Here is a 24640-nt window from a genome sequence, read left to right as displayed (position 1 = left end):
GCACGGCGCACCCTACGAGCCGCCGTTCGTCTTCCCACCTCAAGCGAGGCTGATTTATGCAATTCCTTCCGCTGTTCCACAAGCTGCAGGGCCGCCCAGTGCTGGTCGTTGGCGGTGGTGAGGTGGCGCTGCGCAAGGCGCGTCTGCTGGCCGAGGCCGGGGCGCGCCTGCATGTGGTGGCTCCGGAGATCCGCAGCGAACTGCAGGCCATGGCCGGAGAGGTTGGCGTGTTTCTGCGCGGTTACGCCAGCGGCGACCTGCAGGGCGTCGGGCTGGTGATCGCCGCCACCGACGACGAGCCGCTCAATGCGCGAATCTCTGCCGAGGCGCAGGCGTTGGGCATTCCGGTCAACGTGGTGGATGCGCCGGCACTGTGCAGCGTGATCTTCCCAGCCATCGTCGACCGCTCGCCGCTGATCGTCGCGGTCAGCAGCGGCGGTGACGCACCGGTGCTGGCGCGCTTGATCCGCGCCAAGATCGAAACCTGGATTCCCGCCTCCTACGGCCAGTTGGCTAACCTGGGCAAGCGCTTTCGTGAACGGGTCAAACAGCTGTTTCCCGACGTGCAGCAGCGCCGCGTATTCTGGGAGGACGTGTTCCAGGGGCAGGTTGCCGAGAGCGTTTTTGCTGGCAAGCCGGAAGAGGCTGAGCGTCTGCTGGAGGCGCGTCTGGCCGGTGCCGCGCCACGTTCGCTGGGTGAGGTGTATCTGGTCGGTGCTGGCCCTGGCGACCCCGATCTGCTGACTTTTCGGGCGTTGCGTCTGATGCAGCAGGCCGACGTGGTGCTGTACGACCGCCTGGTGGCGCCGGCGATCATCGATTTGTGCCGCCGTGATGCTGAGCGTATCTACGTCGGCAAGCGCCGCGCCGATCATGCCGTACCGCAGGAGCAGATCAATCAGCTGTTGATCGATCTGGCGAAGCAGGGCAAGCGGGTGCTGCGCCTGAAGGGCGGTGATCCGTTCATCTTCGGCCGGGGCGGTGAGGAGATCGAGCAACTGGCTGCCGAAGGCGTTCCGTTTCAGGTGGTGCCGGGTATTACCGCGGCTTCAGGATGCGCAGCCTATGCCGGGATTCCGCTGACTCATCGCGATCATGCGCAGTCCGTACGTTTCGTCACCGGCCACCTCAAGGATGGCAGCAGCAATCTGCCCTGGCAGGACCTGGTAGCGCCAGGGCAAACCCTGGTGTTCTACATGGGGCTGGTTGGCCTGCCCGGTATCTGTGAGCAATTGATCGCACACGGCCGTTCAGGCGCCACGCCGGCGGCCTTGGTGCAGCAGGGCACGACGCAGAATCAACGCGTGTTTACCGGCACTCTGGCGACCCTGCCGGAGTTGGTAGCAGCGCATGAAGTACATGCGCCGACCCTGGTAATCGTCGGGGAAGTGGTCAATCTGCGTGAAAAGCTGGCCTGGTTCGAAGGTGCTCAAGGCGGCCTCTGACCCGCAGAAGCCTCTTTGCGAGGCTTCTGTCATGACGCTCAGCGTTTGAAAATACCCTTGCCCGCCAGGCGCTGGCGGTCATGCGCGCGCGTGAAATCCTGCTGCGGCCCCTTGGGAATCACGCCGGTCGGGTTGATGGTGGCGTGGCTGGCGTAGTAGTGCGACTTGATGTGGGTGAAGTCCACCGTCTCGGCGATCCCTGGCCACTGATACAGTTCGCGCAGCCAGTGGGACAGATTCGGGTAGTCCTCGATGCGCCGCAGATTGCACTTGAAGTGCCCGTGATAGACGGCATCGAAGCGGATCAGTGTGGTGAACAGGCGAATGTCCGCTTCGGTCAGGTACTCACCGGCCAGATAGCGATTGCTGTTCAGGAGTGTTTCCAGCTCATCGAGCATGGTGAAAAGCTCGTCGAAGGCTTCTTCGTAGGCTTCCTGGGTGGTGGCGAACCCCGCGCGGTAGACACCGTTGTTCACCGCCGGGTAGATGCGCTCATTGAGTGAGTCGATGCGTTCGCGCAGGGCTTCAGGATACAAATCCAGAGCGTTGCCAGTCAGGCCATCGAAGGCGCTGTTGAGCATGCGGATGATTTCCGCCGATTCATTGCTGACGATGCCGCCCGTTTGTTTGTCCCACAATACAGGCACGGTCACGCGCCCGGTGTAGTGCTGGTCATCGGCAGTGTAGCGCTGGTGCATGTAACTCAGGTTGTCGAGGTGATCGCCGCTGGAGCCTGTGCTGCGGTCGAAGGTCCAGCCTTGCTCGCGCATCAGCCAACTGACCACCGAGACGTCGATCAGCGATTCCAGACCTTTGAGCTTGCGCAGGATCAGGGTGCGGTGAGCCCAGGGGCAGGCCAGTGAAACATACAGGAGATAGCGCCCGGCCTCGGCCTTGAAGCCGCTGCTGCCACTCGGGCCGGCACTGCCATCGGCGGTCACCCAGTTACGCCGTTGTGCGCTTTCGCGTTGGAAGCGGCCGCTGTCGCCGGTGTCATACCACTGGTCATGCCAGCGGCCATCGATCAACAAGCCCATAACACGTGCCTCCGTCTTGAATGAACCTGGAGTCTAGCGTTGTGGGGTCGATGGAAAGGTGGAAAAAGCTGGCTTAACTGATCGATCAATTGGATTGAAAGCGTGCATCCCAGCGTTGTCGAGCCTGTTGCATGGCCTCATCGCGGCTCAGGCCCAATCCACGCAGCGCGGTTGCCATGGTCGCGATCACGGCCAGGCGACCGTAGGCATCATCATGTTCACCGCGCCAGAACGCGCCCAGTACGGTCGGGTCGAGCCGCTCGGGTTTGACGTGACGCTGTGCCGACAGCGCGGGCCATTCTTCGTCCCAATCCTCGCCGTCGCGGGTGCCATACAGATCGCAGGCGACATCGGGGTTGACCTCGATCTCGCCACCTTCGCCCTTGATCACGATGGCATGATCGCCCAGTAATCGGCTGGCTTCACGGTGCACGGCCTGGTAGCCGGGGTGAAAAATGCTCTGCAGGCCGCAGTGGGCGTTCAGTGGGTTGATCACTCGTGCCAGGGAATGAATCGGCGAACGCAGACCAAGGGTGTTGCGCAGGTCGATCATGCGCTGCAGTGCCGGCATCCAGTTGCCCAGGTAGCTGTAGGCCAGGCCGTGTGCGTCGAGTGCCTCTTCCACGGCCTGCCAGTCATCGCAGCAGGCTATATCCAGCTGCTTTAGCAGTTGTTCGGTATACAGCCGCCCTGCGGTATGAGCACCGCCACCGTGCATGAAAATGCGCGTGCCGCTGGCGGCCAGCGCCTTGGCCGCCAGCAGATACCAGGGCAGATGACGTTTCTTGCCGGCATAACTGGGCCAATCCAGATCCACTGCAGCGCTGGGCGTGGGCAGGCGCTGACGGATTGCCTCGGTGAAGCCGGCCAGTTCTTCGGCGCTTTCTTCCTTGTGCCGCAGCAGCATCAGAAAAGCGCCGAGCTGAGTGTCCTCCACCTTGCCGTCGAGCAGCAGACCCATGGCCTCGCGGGCTTCCTCGCGGGTGAGGCCACGTGCGCCGCGCTTGCCCTTGCCGAGAATACGCACGAACTGGGCGAAGGGGTGTTCGGCAGGGGTGATCAGGTTCATAGGCAATTGGTCGGTTTTGGCAGGCCGGCCAGCTTGGCGGCGAGTTTGGCGGGCGTGCCCTTGAACAGGCGGTTGAGATGCAGGCTGTTGCCTTTCTCCGGGCCGAGCTTCAATGCCACGTACTTGATCAGTGGGCGGTTGGCCGGCGACAGCTGAAACTCGGCGTAAAAGGCGCGCAACAGGTCGAGAATTTCCCAGTGATCGTCACTCAGTTGCAGCTCTTCAGTTGCGGCTAGCGCCTCGGCTACCGGCCGCGACCAGTCCTGCAGGTCGACCAGGTAGCCGTCCTTGTCCAGGGCGATTTCGCGTCCGACGACGTTTAGCGTGTTCATAGCCAACTGTTGACCTTGGCGTAGCGGGTGCAGAGTTCGACGAAGCCTGGATAGTCCACCACCTGCACACGCTCAGGGGGCTGCATACCACGTGCGGCAAGGTCTTCCTCCAGGGCGTGGAGCGCGACGCTGGCGGGCATCAGTTGCAGCGCCTGCAGGCCAGTGGTGTCAGGCTGCAGGGCATAGACGGCATCGCCGGTGAGCAGCAGGCCATCGTCAGCGCCGAGCAGGCGCAGACAACTGGCCAGGCGGCTATCTGCGAACGGTGAGTGGGAAAGGATGTGCAGGGTGGCCATCAGAGGGTGATCACCTGGTCGTAATGATCGAGGAGGTTGGTCAGCGCATTGTCGTCGAGGCGCTCTACCGGCAGATTCAGTTCGCTGTCACTCAGGCCGCGTTCGGCCAGGCTGCGCTGGCTGGCGTAGAGATGCTCGACACCGAACATCGGCAGAGCCTGCAGGTTGGCGCCGAGGTCTTTCTGCTGCAGCGCGCCGGGTTGCTGGGTTTTGCTCAGTTGGAAGACACCGTCGTCGAGAAACAGCATGCCGATGGGCAGGTCGAATGCGCCGCCGGCCAGGGCGATATCCAGCGCCTCACGGGCTCCAGGGCCGCTCCATGGCGCCTGGCGGCTGATGATCAGCAAAGACTTGCTCATTAGTGGCCTCCGAAGCAGATCAGGCGGTCGGCCTGTTGCGCCGCTTCATGCAATTGGCCGAGGCCGGAAAGCTCCCATGGGGCCTGCAGATTGGCGGCGGGACGAGCATAGCGCTGCGCCTCCTCGCTATTCAGTACGCCACGACGCAAGGCAGCGGCTATGCACACCACTGCATCCAGCTCGTTGGTCGTGACGAACTCACGCCATTCCCGGGGTAGATCAAGCTCATCCTGCGCGCTGACCACATTGCTGGCTGCGCTGTGCACGCCGTCCTGATAAAAGAACAGGCGAACGATTTCGTGACCACCGGCCAATGCCGCCTGGGCAAAACGCAGAGCACGACGTGAGGCGGGCTGATGAGGGGCAGCGAACAGAACGATGGCAAACTTCATGGTGTTTCCGGCGAGGCAAAACTGGGCCAATGATAAGGCCAGGGTGCTCGGCAAACAAAGGCGTCAGGCGATCACGCAAGAAAAAGCCCGCCGAAGCGGGCTCGAAGGGGGACGAAAGCAATCAGTCGTCGCCGCCCATGATGCCGAAGATCTGCAGCAGGCTGACGAACAGGTTGTAGATCGACACGTACAGGCTGATGGTGGCCATGATGTAGTTGCGCTCACCGCCATGGATGATGGCGCTGGTCTGATATAGGATGCAGACCGAGGAGAACAGCACGAAGCCGGCGCTGATCGCCAGTTGCAGGCCGCTGATCTGGAAGAAGAAGCTGGCAACCACGGCGCCCAGCAACACGAAGAAGCCTGCAGTGATGAAGCCGCTGAGGAAGCTCATGTCCTTGCGGGTGGTCAGCACATAGGCGGACAGGCCGAAGAACACCAGCGCAGTCATGGTGAAGGCGGAACTGATGACTTCAGCGCCGTTGGCCATGCCCAGGTAGCGGTTGAGGATCGGGCCCAGGGTGTAACCCATGAAACCGGTGAGGGCGAGGGTAGAGAGCAGGCCCCACGCCGAATTGCGCAGCTTGGCGGTAAGGAAGAACAGACCGTAGAAACCTATCAATACGACGAAGATGTTCGGATAGCCAACGTTGGCACGCTGCGACAGGAACGCCACCAGGCCGCTGAAGGCCAGCGTGATGGCCAGAAGGCCATAAGTGTTGCGCAGAACGCTGCTGACTTCCTGTTGTTCAACCTGAGAATGGTTGAGTGCATAATCTCGCTCTTGCATGGCGACGCTCCTTTGGCACGAGGCTTTCGAATTCAACTGTGCTGGATCATAACAGAGCATGATGGTCTGCCAAGACATAGAGTTTGACAGTGTGTTGCGTTCCGGTAAGATTGCTGCCCGCACTACAGCGGAGGCCGCTTTTACGTCCTCCGTGCTCGAAGTTTGGAAGCGTGGCCGAGTGGTTTAAGGCAACGGTCTTGAAAACCGTCGATGGGCAACTATCCGTGAGTTCGAATCTCACCGCTTCCGCCATTTCCTCCCAAATTGCTCCGATGCGATTGCCACTTTTAATTTGACGCTTGCTTTTTGACTGTCGTGCGGCAAGCTAGGTCAGTCCTCGGCTTTTTGCTAAGGTGACCGACAGGTTCAATTTCACCGTCGCTGCACGGTGGCTGACAAGGTGCAACGAGGTGGCGATTGATTAGGGTCCTGGTTGTCGATGATCACGATCTGGTGCGTACGGGCATTACCCGCATGCTGGCCGATATCGATGGCCTGCAGGTGGTGGGTGAAGCCAGCACCGGCGAGGAAGCCCTGCTCAAGGTTCGTGAAGTCAGGCCCGATGTCGTTCTGATGGACGTCAAGATGCCCGGCATCGGCGGCCTGGAAGCCACCCGCAAGCTGATGCGCAGCCATCCCGATATCAAGGTCGTTGCTGTAACCGTGTGCGAGGAAGATCCCTTCCCGACGCGTCTGCTGCAGGCGGGCGCCGCCGGTTATCTGACCAAGGGCGCGGCGTTGGAGCAGATGGTGCAGGCGATTCGTCTGGTGTTCGCCGGCCAGCGTTATATCGATCCGCAAATCGCTCAGCAACTGGCGCTGAAATCCTTCCAGCCGCAGACCAATGGCTCGCCGTTCGACTTGCTGTCCGAGCGTGAAATCCAGATTGCCCTGATGATCGCCAACTGCCACAAGGTACAAACCATCTCCGACAAGCTGTGCCTGTCGCCGAAAACGGTCAACACCTACCGGTACCGCATTTTCGAAAAACTTTCCATCACCAGCGATGTCGAGCTGGCTCTGCTTGCGGTTCGCCACGGCATGGTTGACGCCGTCAGCTGATAATGTCCGTACCGTTCGATTCGAGTGCCTTCCTGGCCACCTGTAGTGGGCGCCCGGGCGTCTATCGCATGTTCGATAGCGAGGCCCGTCTGCTTTATGTCGGCAAGGCGAAGAACCTCAAGAAGCGTCTCTCCAGTTATTTTCGCAAGACCGGCCAGGCACCCAAGACTGCAGCGCTGGTGGCGCGTATCGCACAGATCGAAACCACCATCACCGCCAACGAGACCGAGGCGCTCCTGCTCGAGCAGACGCTGATCAAGGAGTGGCGGCCGCCCTACAACATCCTCCTGCGCGACGATAAGTCTTACCCGTATGTGTTTCTCTCCGACGGCGAGTTTCCGCGTCTGGGCATCCATCGTGGTGCCAAGAAGGCCAAGGGGCGCTACTTCGGCCCCTATCCCAGCGCCCTGGCGATTCGTGAAAGCCTGAGCCTGCTACAGAAGACCTTCCTGGTTCGCCAGTGTGAGGACAGCTACTACAAAAACCGCACGCGCCCCTGCCTGCAGTACCAGATCAAACGCTGCAAAGGCCCCTGCGTTGGTCTGGTCAGTCCTGAAGAATACGCTGAAGACGTGCGCCATTCAGTGATGTTCCTCGACGGCCGCAGCAATGCCTTGAGCGAGGAGCTTTCCAGCGCCATGGAAAAGGCATCCGTGGCGCTGGAGTTCGAGCGCGCCGCCGAGCTGCGCGACCAAATTGCACTGCTGCGCCGTGTGCAGGATCAACAAAGCATGGAAGGCGGCACCGGCGACGTCGATGTGGTCGCGGTGATGCTCACGCCGGGTGGCGCCTGCGTACACCTGATCAGCGTGCGTGGTGGGCGTGTACTGGGTAGCAAGAATTTCTTCCCGCAGGTGGCGATCGAGGAGGAGGGCGGCGATGTGCTGATGGCCTTCCTCGCTCAGTACTACCTGGGTAATGCCGAGCGCGATCTGCCCAGCGAGTTGATCGTCAACGTGCAGCATGAAGACTTCGCCACCTTGATCGAAGCCATCGAATCATTGCGTGGACGCAGCCTGAGCATCAGTTTGCGTGTACGCGGCACCCGTGCCCGCTGGCAGCAATTGGCCGTTACCAACGCCGAACAGGCGCTGGCGGCACGTCTGGCCAATCGGCAGCACCTGGCCGAACGCTTCGAGGCGTTGGCCGCTGTGCTGGAAATGGACGAGCCGCCGCAGCGCATGGAGTGTTTCGATATCAGTCACTCCAGCGGCGAGGCGACGGTCGCCTCCTGCGTGGTGTTCGGCCCCGAAGGGCCGCTGAAATCCGATTACCGTCGCTTCAATATCGAGGGCGTCACGCCCGGCGATGACTATGCGGCCATGCACCAGGCGCTGACGCGGCGTTTCAGCAAGATCAAGGATGGCGAGGGCAAGCTGCCTGACGTGCTGCTGGTGGACGGCGGCAAGGGGCAACTGACCATGGCGCGCGAAGTGTTACAGGAGCTGGCGGTGCCGGATCTGATCCTGCTCGGCGTGGCCAAGGGCACGACGCGCAAGCCGGGGCTGGAAGTGCTTTACCTGAACGATGCCGAGCATGAGTTCACCTTGCCCGGCAACTCCCCGGCACTGCATCTGATTCAGCAGATCCGCGACGAATCGCACCGCTTCGCGATCACCGGACACCGTGCGCGACGCGGCAAGACCCGACGTACCTCTACATTGGAAGAAGTGCCGGGCATTGGTCCCAAGCGGCGGCGCGAACTGCTCAATCACTTCGGCGGCCTGCAGGAGTTGTCCCGTGCCAGCGCTGAAGAAATTGCCAAAGCGCCTGGAATCAGTAAAAAGCTCGCTGAGTTGATTTATGACACTCTGCACAGCGAGTAGAATGCCCGCTCACCTCGCAGCCTTGTTGTGCCGATGAATATCCCCAACCTGCTTACCGTGCTCCGGGTCGCACTGATACCGGTTTTCATCCTCCTGTTCTATCTGCCGTTTGCCTGGAGTTACTGGGCAGCCAGCGGAATTTTTGCCGTTGCTGCCGTCACTGATTGGCTAGATGGCTACCTGGCACGGCGCTGGGAGCAGGGTACGCCTTTCGGCGCCTTCCTCGATCCGGTCGCGGATAAGTTGATGGTCGCTGTAGCCTTGGTGCTACTGGCTGCCGAACACTCCAATCTCTGGCTGACGCTGGCGGCGGCGATCATCATTGGTCGCGAGATCGTCGTCTCTGCGCTGCGCGAATGGATGGCCGAACTGGGGGCTCGGGCACATGTGGCCGTGTCCAACCTTGGCAAGTGGAAAACCGCGGCACAGATGCTGGCGTTGGTCATTCTGCTGGGCAATCCGCCGGTTTTCACCTTCTGGGTCGTGCTCGGATACGTTCTGCTTGTGGTCGCAGCGGTGCTGACCTTGTGGTCGATGCTGCAATACCTGTTGGCCGCCTGGCCGCACCTCAGCACGACCTCGGAAAAGAAATAAGTATTTTTGAATCAAAGGGTTGACTGCGCGATTCGATTCTATAGAATGGCGCTCGTCGACAAGACAAGCGGGAATAGCTCAGTTGGTAGAGCACGACCTTGCCAAGGTCGGGGTCGCGAGTTCGAGTCTCGTTTCCCGCTCCAGTTTTATACGAGTCGCCAAAGCTACTCGTTTGCTTCATGGCTGAGTTGCAGAGTGGTTATGCACCGGATTGCAAATCCGTGAACGCCGGTTCGATTCCGACCTCAGCCTCCAATTTAAAAAGCCTCGTAGATCCATGATTTACGGGGCTTTTTTCATTCTTACAGGCATGTTCCACATGCCTTGCGAGGAAGCGAAGGGCTGTATATAGTCCGCCCTTCGCACAGCGCTACCGCCCGAATGGCGAAATCGGTAGACGCAGGAGACTTAAAATCTCTCGCTCGCAAGGGCGTGCCGGTTCGAGTCCGGCTTCGGGCACCATTTAAAATCAAGCACTTACGTGTTTTAGCGGCTGTATGATTTGATCCGCAATTTATCGTGTTGGCGTGGTTTTTCCCTCGACGATCTGTGATGTAGTGCTCGGCCATAACCACTGCCGTATGGCCTAGCTGGTCTCTTGCTTGCAAGATGTTGCCACTGGATTCCGCTTTGTCAGTTCCTGCCTTAGCCCGTAGATCGCGTAGTTGGAACTCTGCTTTTTCAATGCCTGCGGCTTCTCTGGCCTTGTCGAAGCGAGAACGCAGCATTGCTTGCGTCCTTGGTGCGCCATCCTCGGCCACAACTAGCTTTGATTCTATCCAGCAGCTGTGACAACTCCCCCGCGACTTCGATACGGCGCTTTGTCCCCTGCTTTCGATTGTCTGACATGCAGGTAGCCATCTCTAATATCTCGCTCGTCTAGTCGCAGCGTGTCACCAGGGCGCTGATCTGTGAGATAGCCGAGCGCGGCCGCCGTCCACTGCGTGACATCCCATACTCCGGAGAGGGTAATGGCCAGCACCACCAGCACCTGGCCATACAGTACCGTTGTCGCTTGCATTCCTGAATCGAACCTCCCAGGCAGAACGCACGGCACGCGGGTGTGCCGCAGGCGAGAGGTTCGGCATTGGTAAGAAGGGGACAAAGACCTTGTCGGCGGGTATTAAGGCGGATTGGACAACGCGGCAAACTGCATCAGTTGGCGGGTAAGTTCAGCAGAGCATGGAGTACATGAACAGTAGATGCCGTCCCGCAGCAGGCTTGGCGTTTTATCGAAGTCTCGAACTACGCGTCTGCTGTCCGCACGGGTAATAGCCAGCTTGACAGGAGCGCCACTAGTACGATTCCAGCCAGCAGAAGCAATAATGTATGCCCACTTGATGTATCAAGAATCGCCGCCGCAATAATCGGCCCTGCCGCCTGTGCAATTAGCATCGGTCTGGCCAGCAAACCCATACGCGCGCCATAACCAACAGACCCGAACAGCACCAGTGGCAAGGTTCCTCGTGTGATCGTCAGGATGCCGTTACCCGCGCCATACAGGGCGATAGCGCCGAATGCCAACCAAGGCTGAGCCGGTATCAGCAGGGCTATTCCGGCCAGGCATAGCAGAATGCCTATTCGGGTGGCCCGGGTGGGATGTAGCCCTTGGCCCCAGGTGAATTCGACGATACGTCCGGCAACCTGTGCTGGACCCATTACCATCCCGATAGCCAAGGCTGTGGCGGTCGCGATGCCGAGTTGCTTGAGCATATCCAACAGATGTACCGAAATACTCGATGTCACCAGGGATTGGAGCGTCAGCAGAAATGCGAGCAAAAGAAAGAGGTGCCGAAAGGTCGGCGGTCGGATGTTTCCAGTGGTTATCTTTGTAGTGTCGGCAACTACGGCTTGGGCAGGCTGGATGCTGGGTACAAGAGACAGATAAATCGGCATACCTATCAGTAGGTGGGCTCCCGCCATTACGAAACAGGCGCCTCGCCAGCCCAGCTCATGCTCTAGGTAGGCAAGCAAGGGCCACCCCACGGTACTGGCAAAGCCCCCGAGCAGCGTCAGGCCGCTGATTGACGGGCGTGCTGTCGAGCCCACTCAACAACCACCGACTGAAGTCGGTGGGTTAGTGACTTACGGACTGAAAGTCCGGATACGCGTCGACTGAACGACGCGTCGGATCAGTCAGGCTCCATCCTGAAATTATCGTTCGGGCTCGGCTCAAAATGATGCTCCAGATACTGCTTGATCATCTCTTCCGTCATCTGCCCAACCGTCGCGCAAAAGTACCCGCGAGCCCAAAAATGCTGCCCCCAATAGCGCTTTTTCAGATGGGGAAACTCCTCGAAAATCTTGCTCGCCGTACGCCCCTTGATCCGCCTCATGATCTCACTCGGCGCCAAATTCGGCGGACTGCTCACCAGAATATGCACGTGATCCTTGCTCACCACACCTTTCACAATCCGAATTTCAAATGCTTCGCACGTCTGTCTCACCAGCTCTCGCACTCGCTCAGCAACCTCACCGCTGAGCACCTTGTATCGGTACTTAGTCACCCAAACAAAGTGATACTCGATCTGGTAGACCGTATGACTGCCGTATCTGTAATCCATGCGCTTGCCCTCCAGCCCCGCATGGTGGCGCTAAAGCTCACCGGCTGAAAGCCGGTGGTTTTAACCTTTCGATGGAAAATAAACGGCCCAGTGTGGCGAACGCTGCGTCATATAAGCCCGCTGCCATGGCGAAGCCGATAATCGTCCAGGCAAGGTAGTAGAGCGCGAGATGTTGGGCTGCGCCAATGAGAGACAGGCCGAATGCCATGAGAATCGAACTGGTTGCTAGAATCGAGCGACCACCATATTGGTCGATCATGCTCCCGATCTTAGGAGAGCATGCCCCTGCAACCAGCAAGCCCAGGGAAAGCCCTATTACCACATGCGTGATCGACCAATCCGTAGTCTGGGAAATGGGGTTGGCCAGCACGGCAGGCAGATAGTAGGTTGAACTCCAGGCCAGTATCTGACCAATACCCATGGCGCCTACCAGTTGAACTCTATTGAGCTGTGGTTCAGTGGAGTTGGCTGGCATCTTCAAAGGTATCCGCAGTTGCTCGGTATCACAGTTACCGAGCGGATGTTGTTTACTGATGCAGATTATCCAAGCAACTTGAAACAGCTGTATGACATCTGCGCGCGGACGCTATCGGGCTGCATATGGAGTTGCTTGCCCTGACGCTGAAAATAGAAGCCGCCAGAAGGCTGCTGCTGGTGCTGGAGGGGCCCTCCAGGTATTTGATCGCTCGCCTATCTAATGCCTACTTGTAGTCCTTGAAGGTCTGCTTATCAGCAGATTTGACCGTCATTGCATCCGGGCCACTGCCGATGTAAGTGGGCTGCTTGGCTGGCTCGCCAGTGGCCTTCAAGTCCTTCAGCTTTTGAGTGTTCTGGCGCAATACTCACAGGCAGCCTTCCTGGATTTCACTGGCGAAGCCAGGCCGGTCGTACTGGCTGGCCAGCACAGAAACGGCGAAAAGGCTGGAGAGCATCAGGGCGGTCAGAGCGATCTTTTCTATCGTTGTGCACCCTGGGATGTTTGGGTGGAGACACCCTAGCGAATCAAGGATGACGAGCTTATTACATCGTCCATATATGCGACTAAGCATATGTAAGGTTTTGTATCAGATTAACATCTGCCGCAGATTTGGGCGCGCTCAGCTCTTCTTCAACAACGCTTCCACCTCGGCGGGGCTGAGCACCTTGCCCATCGAGACCACCTTGTCGTCGATGGCCAGTGCCGGGGTCGACATCACGCCCATGGCCGCTATCTCGGCGATATCCGTGATCTTGACGATCTCGGCCTCGCGACCGAGGTTGGTCAATGCGGCCCGCGTGTTGTCGGTGAGGGTGATGCACTTCTTGCAGCCTGTGCCGAGGATTTTGATGATCATGATGGTTCTCCTGGGGAGGATGGATCAGAGAAACAGGTAGGCGAAGCTATTGAACAGGTAGCCGATCAGCATGATGCCGATGACCACGATGGCGAAGAACAGCGCCAGCAGCGGAGCCTTGACGACCTTCTTGAGCATGATCAGCGAAGGCAGCGACAGCGCGGTCACCGCCATCATGAAGGCCAGCACGGTACCCAGGCCGACGCCTTTACCGACCAGTGCCTCGGCGATTGGCAGCGTGCCGAAGATGTCGGCATACATGGGCACGCCGAGCAGCGCCGCCAATGGCACCGACCACCAGTTGTCGCGCCCGATCAGGGCGCTGATCAGATCCTGTGGAATCCAGTTGTGAATCGCTGCGCCGATACCCACACCGATCAGGATATACAGCCACACGCGCTGGATGATCTCGGCAACCTGCTCGCGAGCGTAGCGCATGCGATCACCCGGGCTCAGCTGTTCCTGGGGGAGGTCGAGCGCCTTGTGCTGGGTGACGAACGACTCGACGTAGCCTTCCATTCGCGCCCGGCCAATCAGTGTGCCACCAAGCACCGCCAGCACGATGCCGACGACCACGTAGGCGATGGCTATCGACCAGTTGAAGACACCCGCCAGCAGGATCATCGAGGCCAGGTCGACCAGTGGCGAGGAAATCAGGAAAGAGAAGGTCACTCCCAACGGCAGTCCCGAGCTAGTGAAGCCGATGAACAGCGGGATCGATGAGCATGAGCAGAAGGGAGTGACCGTACCGAGCAGCGCACCGACGAGGTTGGCACGCAAGCCACGCATGCCGCCCAGAATCTTGCGGGTACGCTCTGGCGGGAAATAGCTCTGCACCCAGGAGATGCTGAAGATCAGCACCGACAGCAGGATGAAGATCTTGATCACGTCGTAGATGAAGAAATGCAGGCTGCCACCAAGGCGGCTGCTCATGCTCAGGCCAAACACCTCTTCCACCAGCAACTGGACGAGATAGGCCAGCCATTCCATACGCAGGAGCTGGTCATTCAGCCACTGGAAAATCTCCATGGATCCTCCCCTCAGCGCGATGGCAGGGCCCGCTCGTACCAGTTACGACTCTTGTTGACCATGCGCACCAGCCAGAGCATCACCGGCACCTCGATCAGCACGCCGACCACGGTGGCCAGCGCGGCGCCGGAGTCGAAGCCGTAGAGCACGATAGCCACCGCCACGGCCAGCTCGAAGAAGTTGGACGCACCGATCATGGTCGAGGGGCCGGCCACGTCATGGCGTACCTTGAGCGAGCGGTTGAGCCAGTAGCCGAGCGCGGCGATCAGCAGCGTCTGCAGCAGGATCGGCATGGCCAGAATGCCGATCACCAGCGGTTGTTCGACGATGGCTCGGCCCTGAAAGGAGAACAGCAGCACCAGGGTGGCCAGCAGGGCGATGATGGAGAAGGGGGAGATTTTCGCCAGGGCCGCCTCGAAGGCGGGCTTGCCGCGTTTGAGCAGGTGGGCGCGCACGGCCTGGGCGATGGCCAGGGGGATGACGATGTACATCACCACCGATAGCAGCAGGGTGTCCCACGGCACCGGGATCGACGACACGCCCAGCAGCAGGGCGACGATGGGGGCGAAGGCGAACACCATCACCAGATCGTTGAGGGCCACCTGGCTGATGGTGAAGTTGGCGTTGCCGTTGCACAGGTTACTCCACACGAACACCATCGCCGTGCAGGGCGCGGCGCCCAGCAGGATCAGCCCGGCCATATAGCTGTCGAGCTGGTCGGCCGGCAGCCAGTCGGCGAACAGGATCTTGATGAACAGCCAGCCGATCAGGGCCATGGAGAAGGGCTTGACCACCCAGTTGACGAACAGGGTGACGCCGATACCGGCTTTCTGCCCGCGCACTTCATGCAGCGAGCCGAAGTCGATCTTCATCAGCATGGGGATGATCATCACCCAGATCAGCAGGCCGACCGGGATGTTCACCTGGGCAACTTCCATGGCGCCCACTGCCTGAGCAGCCTGCGGCGCGAGCAGACCGAGTACCGTACCGGCCGCGATACAGAGGAACACCCACAGGGTCAGGTAACGCTCGAAGAACCCCAGGGGTGCGTCTGCAGATTGTTTCAGGGCGGTGTCACACGCATTTGTCATCGGTTGCCTATCCTCATCATGGGCGAATGAATCAAACATATTCGCTTTACTGTATATTCGAAAAATAATATATTCGCTCATGTGCATCCTTGACGGAAATCAACATGAGCCAGAAAAAGCGTGTGCTGTTCCTCTGCGTGGCCAACTCGTCGCGCTCGCAGATGGCCGAAGCGCTGCTGCGCCACACCGACTCCGAACACTTCGAAGCCTTCAGTGCGGGCACCGCGCCCACCGAGGTAGACCCGCGTACGCGCAATGCGTTGGAACAGTTGGGCGTCTCTACCGAAGGGCTGTTCAGCAAGTCCGTCGAGCAGGTGGCGGGCGAGCCTTTCGACTATGTGATCACCCTATGCGACAAGTCTGCGCTGGAGTGTCTGGCGCTGCCTGGCACCGGTGAATACATCGCCTGGAACTTCGAAGACCCGGCGACCAACTCGCAGAAGGACGCCTATCGCAAGACCCTGCACGAGATCCACGAGCGGATAAAGATGTTCGTGCTGATCAAGAGCAAGCCAGCCAGTGCTGCCAATGACGACATGACGCCTACCGAGCTGTTCAAGTGCCTGGCCGATGAAACGCGGGCGCGTATCGCCATGCTCGTCACCCTGGAGCAGGAGCTGTGCGTCTGCGAGCTGACCGCCGCGCTGGAAGAGGCGCAACCGAAGATTTCCCGGCACCTGGCGTTACTGCGCAGCAGCGGTCTGCTGGAAGACCGCCGTAACGGGCAGTGGGTGTACTACCGCCTGCATCCGCAGTTGCCCGAGTGGGTCAGGGACGTGCTCAAGCGCACCCTGGACAGCAATGCCGAGTGGCTGCGCCCGGATGTGCAGCGCCTCTGGCAGATGCGTGACCGCCCTGGGCGCAAGCCGGCTTGTGACTGAGAGTCGAGCCTCGTGAAGACCCTGTTCTGAGCCATTTTCTGGAGCGGCACCATGCAAGACGATCTGCCCAACATCGATCGGCAACTGCTCGATCTACCGACCTCGGACAAGCTCACCATCGAGCCTGCCTCGACCCACGCGCCGCGCATCCTGCTGTTGTATGGCTCCACTCGCGAGAAGTCCTTCAGCCGCCTGCTGACCGAGGAGGCCGCGCGCCTGTTGCAGCACTTCGGTGCCGAGACGCGAATTTTCGACCCGCGCGGCCTGCCGCTGCCGGACGATGCCCCGGACAGTCATCCCAAGGTGCAGGAGCTGCGTGAGCTGATGCAGTGGTCGGAAGGCCAGGTGTGGTGCTCTCCCGAGCGTCACGGCGCGATGACTGCCGTGTTCAAGGCGCAGATCGACTGGGTGCCGCTGGCTATGGGCGCGGTCCGCCCGACCCAGGGCAAGACCCTGGCGGTGATGCAGGTCTGCGGTGGCTCGCAGTCGTTCAACGTGGTCAACCAGTTGCGCGTACTGGGGCGCTGGATGCGCATGTTCACCATCCCCAACCAGTCCTCGGTGCCCAAGGCCTTCATGGAGTTCGACGCGGATGGCCGGATGAAACCGTCCTCGTTCTACGACCGCCTGGTAGACGTGATGGAGGAACTGGTCAAGTTCACCCTGCTGCTGCGCGATCGCTCCGACTACCTGGTCGACCGTTATTCCGAGCGCAAGGAGTCGGCCGAAGAACTGTCCAAGCGCGTCAATCAGCGCGCCATCTGAGCGAAGGAATTGCCCGCCATGACTCACCCCTACGACGTACTAAAGGTGCCCGGCCTGGCCGGCGCGCTGATCTTCACGCCTTGCCCGGGCACCCGTGAAACCACGCTCGAAGCAGCGCTGCTGGCGTTGAAGCAGGCCGGGGCTGCGGGCGTGATCACGCTGATGCCCTACAACGAGCTTGCTGCCAACGGCGCCGAGCAAATCGCCCAGCAGTGCCAGGCCTTGGACCTGGCCTGGTATCACCTGCCGGTGGCCGACGAGCAGGTGCCGCTGGAGGCGTTCGGCGAAGGCTGGCGGGCATCGCGCCTGGCGATTGTCGAGCACCTGCGTGGCGGCCAAGCGCTGGCCATTCACTGCAAGGGCGGCTCCGGGCGCACCGGCCTGATCGCCGCGCGCCTCCTCATCGAAGCCGGCATCGCACGCGATGAGGCCATCGCCCTGGTGCAGGCACTGCGGCCCAAGACCATCCAGCATCCCGCCCACGTCAACTGGATCAACCAGTTCGACGCGACCCACTGACAGAGGCATCGACATGACCATCAAGGTAGGCATCAACGGTTTTGGCCGCATCGGCCGTCTGGCCCTGCGCGCGGCCTGGAACTGGCCCGAACTGGAGTTCGTGCAGATCAACGACCCGGCTGGCGACGCCGCCACCCACGCGCACCTGCTCAATTTCGACTCGGTGCATGGCCGCTGGCAGCATGAGGCGAGCAGCGACGGCGATTACGTGGTGATCGATGGCAAGCGCATCAAAGTCAGCGCCAACAAGGCCATCGCTGACACCGACTGGAGCGGTTGCGATCTGGTGCTCGAGGCCAGCGGCAAGATGAAGACGGTCGCCGTGCTGCAGGGTTATCTGGACCAGGGCGTGGAGCGCGTGGTGGTCTGCGCGCCGGTCAAGGAGCAGGGCGCGCTGAACGTGGTGATGGGCGTCAACCAGCACCTGTTCGACCCGGCGCAGCACCGCATCGTCACCGCGGCGTCCTGCACCACCAACTGCCTGGCACCGGTGGTCAAGGTGATCCACGAGGCGCTGGGCATCCGTCACGGTTCGATCACTACCATCCACGACCTGACCAACACCCAGAGCATCCTCGACCAGCCGCACAAAGATCTGCGTCGCGCCCGCGCATCTAGCATGAGCCTGATTCCGACCACCACCGGCTCGGCCACGGCGATTGCCGAGATCTTCCCCGAGCTGCGCGGCAAGCTCAACGGCCATGCCGTACGCGTGCCGCTGGCCAACGCCTCGCTGACCGACTGCGTGTTCGAGGTGGAGCGCGCCACCACGGCCGAGGAAGTCAACGCGATGCTCAAGGCGGCCGCCGATGGCCCGCTGAAGAACATCCTGGGTTATGAGGAGCGCCCGCTGGTGTCCATCGACTACCGCACCGATTCGCGCTCGTCCATCGTCGATGCGCTGTCGACCATGGTGGTGGCCGGCACTCAGGTGAAGATCTATGCCTGGTACGACAACGAGTGGGGCTACGCCAACCGCGCGGTGGAGCTGGCGCGCATGGTCGGGGCAGCCGATTGACCCGTGGTGGATGACGCTTTATCCATCTACCAGATAACCAAGGTGAATGAAAAAGGCGTCATCCACTCACTCTGCTGTCGCGGCTAAAGCCCCTCCCACGGTTTACACAGGATTTGTTATGCATGCCTTATCCCGTCTGGCCCCCGAGGTGCGCCAGTACCTGCTGGTGACCGGCAACTACTGGGCTTTCACCCTCACCGACGGCGCGTTGCGCATGCTGGTGGTACTGCACTTTCACAGCCTTGGCTACACGCCGTTGCAGATTGCCGCGCTGTTTCTGTTCTACGAAATCTTCGGTGTGGTCACCAACCTGGTGGGCGGCTACCTGGGCGCGCGGCTGGGCCTCAACCGCACCATGAACATTGGCCTCGGCCTGCAGGTGCTGGCGCTGTTGATGCTCACCGTGCCGGCTGTCTGGTTGACCGTGCCCTGGGTCATGGGCGCCCAGGCGCTGTCCGGTATCGCCAAGGATCTGAACAAGATGAGCGCCAAGAGCTCGATCAAGCTCCTGGTGCCGGACAGTCAGCAGGGCACCCTGTACAAGTGGGTGGCGATCCTCACTGGCTCGAAGAATGCGCTCAAGGGCGTCGGCTTCTTCCTCGGTGGCGCGCTGCTCGCCGTGCTCGGCTTCACCGGTGCGGTGCTGGCCATGGCCGCTGTGCTGGCGCTGATCTGGCTGGCCAGCCTGGTGCTGCTGAAGAAGGATCTGGGCAAGGCCAAGGCCAAGCCGAAATTCCGCGACATGCTGTCCAAGAGCCGGGCGATCAACATTCTCTCGGCCGCCCGGCTGTTCCTGTTCGGTGCGCGCGACGTCTGGTTCGTGGTGGCGCTGCCGGTTTACCTGAGCACGGTGTTCGGCTGGGAGTTCTGGCTGGTGGGCGGTTTTCTCGCCAGTTGGGTGATCGGCTACGGCATCGTGCAATCGCTTGCCCCGCGTATCACCGGCAAGCAAAGCGGGCATGTGCCGGACGGCCGCGCCGCATTCCTCTGGGCGACATCGCTGGCGGGGCTGCCGGCGCTGATCGCCTTGGGTCTGGGCACTGGCTGGTCGGCACATGTTGTCTTGCTCGGCGGGCTGATGCTGTTCGGCGTGCTGTTCGCGGTGAATTCCTCGTTGCACAGCTACCTGATCGTCAGCTACGCCAAGGAGGACGGCGTATCGCTGGACGTCGGCTTCTACTACATGTCCAACGCTCTGGGCCGGCTGATCGGCACGCTGCTGTCGGGCTGGGTTTTCCAGGCTTATGGGCTACAGGCCTGCCTGTGGGTGTCCAGCGCCTTCGTGCTGGCTGCCGCGCTGATTTCCATCGCCTTGCCTAGGCATCGCGATGCCGCTCGGCAAATCTGAACTGTCGGCTCAGCCGCCGAGGCGTTCAGGCCTGCGCCTTGCTCAGGAACTGCTCGATTTCGGCGGCGGTGCTGCGCGCGGTGCGAGTCACCCCGATCAGGGTGGCCGACGCCGAGCCCGTCCATTCGCCGTAGCCCACCAGCCATAGCCTGGGTTCGTGGATGGCGCGGGTGCCTTCGACCTCGATTCGCCCTTCATCGGTGAGCAGCCCCAGGCTGGCCAGGTGGTCCAGCGCAGGTTTGAAACCGGTACACCAGATCACCACATCCACTGCGCTCTGCGTGCCATCTGGCCAGAGCACGCCATCGCGGGTGAAGCATTCGAACGGGCGTACCGCGTGCAGCACGCCGCGCTCGCGTGCCTCGACCACGGGCGGTACCATCACCACATCGCCGAGCCCGCCCACCGGTTGGTCGATGACGCGACCTTCCTGCTGGGCTTTCCAGCGCTCGGTGGCGCGCTCGAACAGTACGCGACCGTCGACATCGTCGGGCAGGAACAGCGGCTCGGTGGGCGTCACCCAGGTGGCGTCGGCCACTTTCGACACCTCTGCCAGAATCTGCGCCCCGGAGTTGCCGCCGCCCACCACCAGCACCCGTTTACCCGCGAACGGTTGCGCTTCGACATAGTGGGCCGAGTGCAATTGCTCGCCGCCAAACAGCTCGCTGCCTGGATAGTGGGGAATATGGGGATGGCTCCAGGTGCCGGTGGCACTGACCACCGCCCTGGCGTCCCAATACTGATGCGCGGCATGCACGCGCAACGACCCTGCGCGGCGTTCCACCGAAGTGACCCGCACGGGGCGCTGCACTCTAAACTGGTAGCGATCCTCGTAGCGCGCGAGGTAATCGACGACGTGATCGCGTGTCGGGTAGCCATCTTCGGCTGGCGGCATCATCCAGCCGGGAATCGAACTCCAGGTTGCCGGGGAGAACAGTCGCAGGGAATTCCAGCCATGGCGCCAGGCACCGCCTGGGCCGTCCTCGGCATCGAGCATCACGAATGACAAACCAGTACGACGCAGGAAATATGCGGTGGCTAAAGCGGCTTGCCCACCCCCGATAATGACGACATCTATCGGCGTATCAGCGTTGGTTTTCATATGGTGGTTCCTGCGTCTCAACGGAAGGAGTCTATATGCTTACTTGCCCTTGAAAGTGACGCGCGGCAACTCGAGCGCTGTTCATTGAAGGACTGCTATTGGCCGGTTTCTACTTGTGCGGGGCCGCCATCGCTATCGCCTGACCTCCGCTGGGCGACTTATCGTACAGACCCTAAGAGCATTCTCGTAGCGCGATTTTGCGGATTAGACCTATTTCGCGGGTGGCAGTGGCCCCGGCTTTCCGAACAGGTATCCCTGGAATGCATGGCAGCCGAGCGATACCAGCAAATCAAGCTGTTTACGCTGCTCCACGCCTTCGGCTACTACCTCCAGGCCGAGATTATCCGCCAGAGTGACCACGGTACTGGCGATGGCGCTGTCGGTATTGTCCACAAGAATGTCGTCGATAAAGGACTTATCGATTTTCAGTTGGTCCAGCGGCATATGCTTGAGGTAACTCATGGACGAATAGCCGGTACCAAAGTCATCCAGCGAAAACCGTACACCGATTTGGCGAAGTGCCTGCATCTTGCCGATGGTGACCGCCAGATCGTGCTGCAGCATGGATTCGGTGATCTCCAGGCGCAGGCGTCTGGCCGGTGCGTTGGTGCTGGCTAGGATGTTTAGGACTTGCTGGACGAAATCGGGCTGGCTGAGCTGCCGTGCACTGATATTCACGGCAATGGTCCAAGCCTGGCGCACAGGATCGTGCTGCCACTCGGCCAGTTGACGGCAGGCGGTGCTCATTACCCATTGGCCGATGGGAATGATCAGGCCACTTTCTTCTGCGAGGGGGATGAACTGTAATGGGGAAACCATTCCGCGCTGTGGGCTTTGCCAGCGCAGCAGGGCTTCATAGCCAAGAATTTGTTCGTCAGTATTGACCACGGGTTGATAGAACAGACGTAACTCGTCCTTCTCGATTGCCAGGCGCAACTCTCGCTGTAACTGGGCGCGCTGATTGATCTCGTTCTGCAATGTGTTGTCGAAGAAGCATAACTGGTCGCGTCCGGCATCTTTGGCCTTGTACAGCGCCATGTCGGCCTGTTTGATCAGCTCATCGGCGCTTTGCAGTGTGCCATCGAATAGCACCACACCAATGCTCGTGCTGATCTGCACCATATGCTCATGCAGTTGGTAGGGTGCGGAAAGAACCTGGCGGATTTTCTCGCCGGTATCGCTCGCATGATGCATAGCACTTTCCTGACCGTTGCCAAGCTCCTCGAGAATGACAACAAATTCGTCACCACCAAGACGCGCAACAGTATCGTTTTGGCGCAGGTTGGCCTGCAGGCGCACGGCCACCTCCTTGAGCAGTTGATCGCCGATAGGGTGACCGAGGGTGTCGTTGATTTCCTTGAAGTGATCCAAATCCATCAGCAGCAAGGCGCCATGCTGGCTGTGTCGCTGACTGTGTTGCAGGGCAAAGATCAGGCGCTCGCTCATCAGGCGGCGGTTGGCCAGGCCGGTAAGCGAGTCATGTAGAGCCAGGCGCTGAGCGGCTTCTTCAATCAGCTTGCGCTTGGTGATGTCGGCGCGAATGGCAATGTACTGCTCGGGCAGGCCGTCCTTGCCGATGAACGGCATGATGGTGCTCTGAACCCAATACAGCGAGCCGTCCTTTGCTTGATTGCACACCTCACCACTCCATACCTCGCCACGGCTGATGGTGCGCCACAGATCCTGGAAGAACTCGCGTGGGTGGTGACCGGAATTGATCATTTTGTGGGTGCGGCCGATCAGTTCGCTGCGGGCGTACTGGGAAATGGCGCAGAACTTGTCGTTGACCTGAGTGATTACGCCGCGGGCATCGGTAATGGCGACGATGGCGTGCGCGTCGAGGGCGGCCTTGATTTCGGCGATTTCGCGCAGTGATTCAATCAACTTCTGACGACTGCGTTCGCGCTCACTGGTGTCGGTGAAAATGGCCACGACTCCAGCCTCACGGCCGCTAACCTGGCGTTCCGGTACCACCAGACAAGAGGCATAGGCGCTTTGGCCGTCCGGGCGAACGTATTGAATGTCCTGATCGCTACGTATTCCGCTGATTGCCTTGAGCAGATGTGGCCTGATTTGTTCGGCAACGTCCTTTAGCAACAGATCATTGATGCTTTTGCCGATCACACTGTCAGGCCGACGATCCAGGCTTTGGATCAGGCTCGGGTTGGCGTAGCGCAGGTTGAGGCAGTCATCGATACGGGCTACGCCGACCGGCAAATTGTCCAGCAGGTTGTTTAACTCAGCCTCCTGTTCGCGAATGTGTTTCTCGCGCATTTCCAGCAAGCGATAGGGTTTGCGCACGGCTATCTGGAAGGCAGCCAGGTAGAAGAAGCAGTAGGCCGCTACCTTGTAAAGATGGCCAAACAGATTTATGAATTCCGAGGCTTGCCGGTACTGGGTAAACGCCACTGCGCCCATGGCGGTGATGAAACAGGCAACGCCTAGCCAAAGGTCTCGGCTATTTTGGGTCTTGCGGCTCATCAGGAAAAACCACAAGGCCAGACTGAGGTTGGCAGCGCACAGTATGTACTCACTGATCTGCTTCAACGGCGTCAGACCGCTGCCAGGGATATAGCTTATCGGTAGCAATTGCGGGTGCTGAGTCGCCACCACAAACAGGGCTATGACCAGGGCAATGCCTGCCATTAGCCAGAGATTGCGGCTGCCGGGCAGTCGAACGGCCAAGGCTACCAGGCAGAGAACGGCAACTTCGACTGCACGGCTGCTGAGCCAGAAGAAAATTGCTGTATTGGTACTGCCATCCACGAGCAGCCCTGGCATGCCGCCGTAGTAAAGGGTGTGCAAGATGTCCAGGCCGGCGACACTGGTGAAGCCGAAAATCATGGTCTGTGCAGTTGGCTCTACGCTCTGGTGCAGTGTGTTCCAGGCGATAGTGACGATCATCAGCGAGACACTGATGGCAAACATTTCCAGCAGCAAGTGCACTGATACGTAATCGGCCGGGCGCTGAGTGAGGATCGCAATGGGAGGCAGGCTCAAGGCTAAAGCCATGAGTAGCAGCGCCAGAGCGCAGGTGTTCAAGGCAAGGCGGCGATTTTTTATGTAAGCGCTAGGTGAGTGCACGGCGATATCCGAGAGCGCTATCAGCGCTCGCTGTTTTTGTCCTGGCCGGAAAGCATCGGGAGCATGCGCTAATAACCCTGCGTATGCGTTTACCCGTGAAATCTGCGGCTGTGGTGGTTTGGAAAGGCGAATCAACCCGCTTTGCAACGTCTCTGGCAGGCAGGCGCTGCTGTTCTGCGGCCTCAATTTCCGGCTCGTTCACATGATGGATAGTATCGACCACCTTGCTGATGCCTTGCAGCGATTGTTCCGCGCGCCGCAACTTGCTTAAGACTATTGTGTGCCGCCTCGCTGTCAGGGCTGGCACAGTTCAAGAGGTATACAAGGCATGTGGCGACAGTCTATGAAAAGTGCCTGCTCGGTCATGTCTGGTTAAAAGCAGGCTGCAATGTCAGCCTGGTCAAGACTCGTTACGGGTCGCCTGCCGAGCAAAGCCCTGTCCATGGTTGGGTGTGGTGCCAAGGTGTGCAGATGATAGGCAATGGTCAGCCGATTTTCGACATACTCAATGGCCCGCCGTGACCGAAAAGCGCCATTAATTGACCAGGCAGACAGCTATTCCCTGGCTCGCCACAGGTGCTATCGTCTGGGCAATGATCAAACGTTTTTTGCCCGCGGCAGGATAAGAATAATTTGTACTTTCTTTTTAGCGCGGCATGAGTATAGCAACTTCGCCAAGTTGCGGCTTTACGCCTGATGGTTG

The 24640-nt window shown here is 60.1% G+C and carries 24 protein-coding genes and 4 tRNA genes; 13 read left to right on the top strand and 15 right to left on the bottom strand.

Features of this window, described 5'->3' with window-relative positions:
• Positions 1-56 precede the first annotated feature (56 nt).
• A complete protein-coding gene (gene cysG, locus J7655_RS11180; RefSeq protein ID WP_230924507.1) occupies positions 57-1445 on the top strand; it encodes a siroheme synthase CysG in 1389 nt (462 codons plus the stop codon).
• 38 nt (positions 1446-1483) lie between these two features.
• On the opposite strand, the gene J7655_RS11175 is transcribed toward cysG, so the two are convergent.
• The 7 genes from J7655_RS11175 to J7655_RS11145 form a co-directional block, all read right to left on the bottom strand.
• Entirely contained in the window at positions 1484-2482 is a 999-nt protein-coding gene (locus J7655_RS11175; RefSeq protein ID WP_230924506.1) for a glutathione S-transferase family protein, read from the bottom strand.
• Positions 2483-2567: 85 nt separating this feature from the next.
• Positions 2568-3551, bottom strand: a complete 984-nt coding sequence (locus tag J7655_RS11170) for a glycosyl transferase family protein (RefSeq protein WP_230924505.1) — start codon at positions 3549-3551, stop codon at positions 2568-2570.
• Positions 3548-3883, bottom strand: a complete 336-nt coding sequence (locus J7655_RS11165; protein ID WP_230924504.1) for a TusE/DsrC/DsvC family sulfur relay protein — start codon at positions 3881-3883, stop codon at positions 3548-3550. Before J7655_RS11165 ends, J7655_RS11170 begins: the two co-directional genes overlap by 4 nt.
• A complete protein-coding gene (gene tusB / locus J7655_RS11160; RefSeq protein WP_230924503.1) occupies positions 3880-4179 on the bottom strand; it encodes a sulfurtransferase complex subunit TusB in 300 nt (99 codons plus the stop codon). Before tusB ends, J7655_RS11165 begins: the two co-directional genes overlap by 4 nt.
• Complete coding sequence (tusC, locus tag J7655_RS11155) at positions 4179-4538, bottom strand: sulfurtransferase complex subunit TusC (RefSeq protein ID WP_230924502.1); 360 nt, start codon at positions 4536-4538, stop codon at positions 4179-4181. Before tusC ends, tusB begins: the two co-directional genes overlap by 1 nt.
• Positions 4538-4930 (bottom strand): sulfurtransferase complex subunit TusD, encoded by a 393-nt coding sequence (gene tusD / locus J7655_RS11150; protein WP_230924501.1) that lies wholly within the window; start codon positions 4928-4930, stop codon positions 4538-4540. The genes tusC and tusD overlap by 1 nt, the downstream gene beginning before the upstream one ends.
• A gap of 121 nt (positions 4931-5051) precedes the next feature.
• Positions 5052-5720: a Bax inhibitor-1/YccA family protein gene (locus J7655_RS11145; protein ID WP_230924500.1), complete on the bottom strand. Its 669-nt coding sequence runs from the start codon at positions 5718-5720 to the stop codon at positions 5052-5054.
• A 164-nt stretch (positions 5721-5884) separates the two neighbouring features.
• Between J7655_RS11145 and J7655_RS11140 the strand changes: the two genes are divergently transcribed.
• The 7 genes from J7655_RS11140 to J7655_RS11110 all read left to right on the top strand — a co-directional run bounded on the left by J7655_RS11140 (position 5885) and on the right by J7655_RS11110 (position 9664).
• Positions 5885-5972: transfer RNA gene (locus tag J7655_RS11140), tRNA-Ser, on the top strand.
• Positions 5973-6137: 165 nt separating this feature from the next.
• Positions 6138-6782 carry a response regulator transcription factor GacA gene (gacA, locus tag J7655_RS11135; protein ID WP_230924499.1) on the top strand — a complete coding sequence of 215 codons (645 nt, stop codon included), beginning with the start codon at positions 6138-6140 and terminating at the stop codon, positions 6780-6782.
• A gap of 2 nt (positions 6783-6784) precedes the next feature.
• Positions 6785-8608, top strand: coding sequence for an excinuclease ABC subunit UvrC (gene uvrC / locus J7655_RS11130; RefSeq protein WP_230924498.1), 1824 nt, complete (start codon positions 6785-6787; stop codon positions 8606-8608).
• A 33-nt stretch (positions 8609-8641) separates the two neighbouring features.
• The gene (gene pgsA / locus J7655_RS11125; protein WP_230924497.1) at positions 8642-9202 is read left to right on the top strand and encodes a CDP-diacylglycerol--glycerol-3-phosphate 3-phosphatidyltransferase; all 561 of its coding nucleotides are present in this window, start codon (positions 8642-8644) and stop codon (positions 9200-9202) included.
• Positions 9203-9269: 67 nt separating this feature from the next.
• Positions 9270-9345: transfer RNA gene (locus J7655_RS11120), tRNA-Gly, on the top strand.
• A gap of 38 nt (positions 9346-9383) precedes the next feature.
• Positions 9384-9457 (top strand) — tRNA-Cys (locus J7655_RS11115).
• 120 nt (positions 9458-9577) lie between these two features.
• A tRNA-Leu gene (locus J7655_RS11110) sits at positions 9578-9664 on the top strand.
• Positions 9665-10447: 783 nt separating this feature from the next.
• Here the strand turns inward: J7655_RS11110 and J7655_RS11100 are convergent.
• From J7655_RS11100 to arsB, 6 genes are all read right to left on the bottom strand, one after another.
• Positions 10448-11098: an MFS transporter gene (locus tag J7655_RS11100; RefSeq protein WP_230924496.1), complete on the bottom strand. Its 651-nt coding sequence runs from the start codon at positions 11096-11098 to the stop codon at positions 10448-10450.
• Between the two features lie 236 nt (positions 11099-11334).
• Positions 11335-11766 carry an IS200/IS605 family transposase gene (tnpA, locus tag J7655_RS11095; RefSeq protein WP_230924495.1) on the bottom strand — a complete coding sequence of 144 codons (432 nt, stop codon included), beginning with the start codon at positions 11764-11766 and terminating at the stop codon, positions 11335-11337.
• A gap of 37 nt (positions 11767-11803) precedes the next feature.
• Complete coding sequence (locus J7655_RS11090; RefSeq protein ID WP_230924494.1) at positions 11804-12187, bottom strand: MFS transporter; 384 nt, start codon at positions 12185-12187, stop codon at positions 11804-11806.
• A gap of 676 nt (positions 12188-12863) precedes the next feature.
• Positions 12864-13100, bottom strand: coding sequence for a thioredoxin family protein (locus tag J7655_RS11085; RefSeq protein ID WP_230924493.1), 237 nt, complete (start codon positions 13098-13100; stop codon positions 12864-12866).
• A gap of 24 nt (positions 13101-13124) precedes the next feature.
• Positions 13125-14129, bottom strand: coding sequence for a permease (locus tag J7655_RS11080; protein ID WP_230924492.1), 1005 nt, complete (start codon positions 14127-14129; stop codon positions 13125-13127).
• Positions 14130-14140: 11 nt separating this feature from the next.
• The gene (arsB, locus tag J7655_RS11075) at positions 14141-15220 is read right to left on the bottom strand and encodes an ACR3 family arsenite efflux transporter (RefSeq protein WP_230924491.1); all 1080 of its coding nucleotides are present in this window, start codon (positions 15218-15220) and stop codon (positions 14141-14143) included.
• Between the two features lie 104 nt (positions 15221-15324).
• Here arsB and J7655_RS20820 point away from each other — a divergent pair, with 104 nt between their 5' ends.
• From J7655_RS20820 to arsJ, 5 genes are all read left to right on the top strand, one after another.
• A complete protein-coding gene (locus tag J7655_RS20820) occupies positions 15325-16101 on the top strand; it encodes a metalloregulator ArsR/SmtB family transcription factor (protein WP_275948848.1) in 777 nt (258 codons plus the stop codon).
• A 51-nt stretch (positions 16102-16152) separates the two neighbouring features.
• Complete coding sequence (arsH, locus tag J7655_RS11060) at positions 16153-16866, top strand: arsenical resistance protein ArsH (RefSeq protein WP_230924490.1); 714 nt, start codon at positions 16153-16155, stop codon at positions 16864-16866.
• A gap of 18 nt (positions 16867-16884) precedes the next feature.
• Positions 16885-17385 (top strand): phosphatase domain-containing putative toxin, encoded by a 501-nt coding sequence (locus tag J7655_RS11055; protein ID WP_230924489.1) that lies wholly within the window; start codon positions 16885-16887, stop codon positions 17383-17385.
• Positions 17386-17398: 13 nt separating this feature from the next.
• Positions 17399-18403 (top strand): ArsJ-associated glyceraldehyde-3-phosphate dehydrogenase, encoded by a 1005-nt coding sequence (locus J7655_RS11050; protein WP_230924488.1) that lies wholly within the window; start codon positions 17399-17401, stop codon positions 18401-18403.
• Positions 18404-18521: 118 nt separating this feature from the next.
• On the top strand, positions 18522-19751 hold the full coding sequence (gene arsJ / locus J7655_RS11045; RefSeq protein WP_230924487.1) for an organoarsenical effux MFS transporter ArsJ: 1230 nt from the start codon (positions 18522-18524) through the stop codon (positions 19749-19751).
• Between the two features lie 25 nt (positions 19752-19776).
• Here arsJ and J7655_RS11040 read toward each other — a convergent pair whose 3' ends face one another.
• Entirely contained in the window at positions 19777-20853 is a 1077-nt protein-coding gene (locus J7655_RS11040; RefSeq protein WP_230924486.1) for an ArsO family NAD(P)H-dependent flavin-containing monooxygenase, read from the bottom strand.
• Between the two features lie 210 nt (positions 20854-21063).
• Positions 21064-24072 carry a bifunctional diguanylate cyclase/phosphodiesterase gene (locus J7655_RS11035; RefSeq protein WP_230924485.1) on the bottom strand — a complete coding sequence of 1003 codons (3009 nt, stop codon included), beginning with the start codon at positions 24070-24072 and terminating at the stop codon, positions 21064-21066.
• Between the last annotated feature and the right edge of the window lie 568 nt (positions 24073-24640).

This window comes from Pseudomonas wenzhouensis (genome assembly GCF_021029445.1).
Lineage (GTDB): Bacteria > Pseudomonadota > Gammaproteobacteria > Pseudomonadales > Pseudomonadaceae > Aquipseudomonas > Aquipseudomonas wenzhouensis.
This window is presented reverse-complemented; position numbering and strand designations above follow the sequence as displayed.